Here is a 1,059-nt window from a genome sequence, read left to right on the forward strand (position 1 = left end):
ACATTGGCCTCAAAGATTTCCGGCGTCATGCCCTGCGATGCCAGCAACTGGCGATAGCGCTCCATATCGAGCTTGCCGTCCGGGCCTTTCAGGGCGGCGATTTCAGGAATTTTCTGCAGCTCGCGCGCCAGATAGTCGTCGGTGACGTGGGCAGCAGCAGCAACCACGCGGTCGCGTACCAGCCGCTCCAGCGTCGCGTAGCGTGCTTGTGGTGTATCCAGCAGCTTGACATCAATCGACGGCATGGAAGCGCGTATGCGCTGGACCTCGCTCTGGTGAGCCTGATCCCATTCGGGCTGCGTGATGTCTTTTCCGTCGACAACGGCAACAACCCCCCTGTTGTTCCCGGAGGGACCATTGCTGTTCATGCCCACCAATATAAAGGACGGAACAATCAGCAAAAACAGCAACGCCATGGTGACTTTGGTGTGCTTGCGAATGAAATCAAACATCTCGAACTTCCTGTGCTGCAACAGCTTTACGAACAAACCGGGAGCCAACAACAAAAAAGGCGAACCATGTTCGCCTTTTTTCGTGGGTGGTGGGTGCTGACGGGCTCGAACCGCCGACCTACGCCGTGTAAGGGCGCTGCTCTACCAACTGAGCTAAGCACCCCACGTTGAGTTTCCGTTTCAGTTCAAAGCATCCTTGAGAGCTTTGCCTGGACGGAACTTTGGAACCTTGGCAGCCTTGATTTTAATCGCATCGCCGGTACGCGGATTGCGGCCGGTGCGCGCAGCACGTTTTCCCACGGCAAAAGTGCCGAAACCCACCAGAGACACGGAGCCTCCTTTTTTCAGGGTTGTTTTCACAGCGCCAATGGTTGACTCCAGCGCGCGCGTGGCGGCAGCTTTGGAAATATCAGCATGCTTGGCAATGTGCTCGATCAGTTCAGTCTTGTTCACAAGGAGCCCCTCGTTGATAAAAAGTTAATCTGGTTGTCTCTAAAAAATATCTCCCGGGACACTGTGTTGAGTGTGTCAGCGGGAGCGGCATGTGCAGTTTTCTGCTGATTCCAATTAGAGCCATGGACTCCTAACCTGTCAATACAGCAGCAAG

2 protein-coding genes and 1 tRNA gene are annotated in these 1,059 nt (G+C 54.7%); all 3 read right to left on the minus strand.

Annotation, left to right across the window (positions count from 1 at the left end):
• Window positions 1–452, minus strand: a 452-nt coding sequence (locus AC1D1X_RS24185) for a SurA N-terminal domain-containing protein (RefSeq protein WP_477699471.1), incomplete at its 3' end; no start/stop codon positions are given.
• A gap of 87 nt (window positions 453–539) precedes the next feature.
• A tRNA-Val gene (locus AC1D1X_RS24190) sits at window positions 540–615 on the minus strand.
• A gap of 17 nt (window positions 616–632) precedes the next feature.
• Window positions 633–905 (minus strand): HU family DNA-binding protein, encoded by a 273-nt coding sequence (locus AC1D1X_RS24195; protein WP_007874140.1) that lies wholly within the window; start codon window positions 903–905, stop codon window positions 633–635.
• Window positions 906–1,059: the final 154 nt, after the last annotated feature.

It is taken from the genome of Polaromonas sp. P1_G4 (assembly GCF_056405475.1).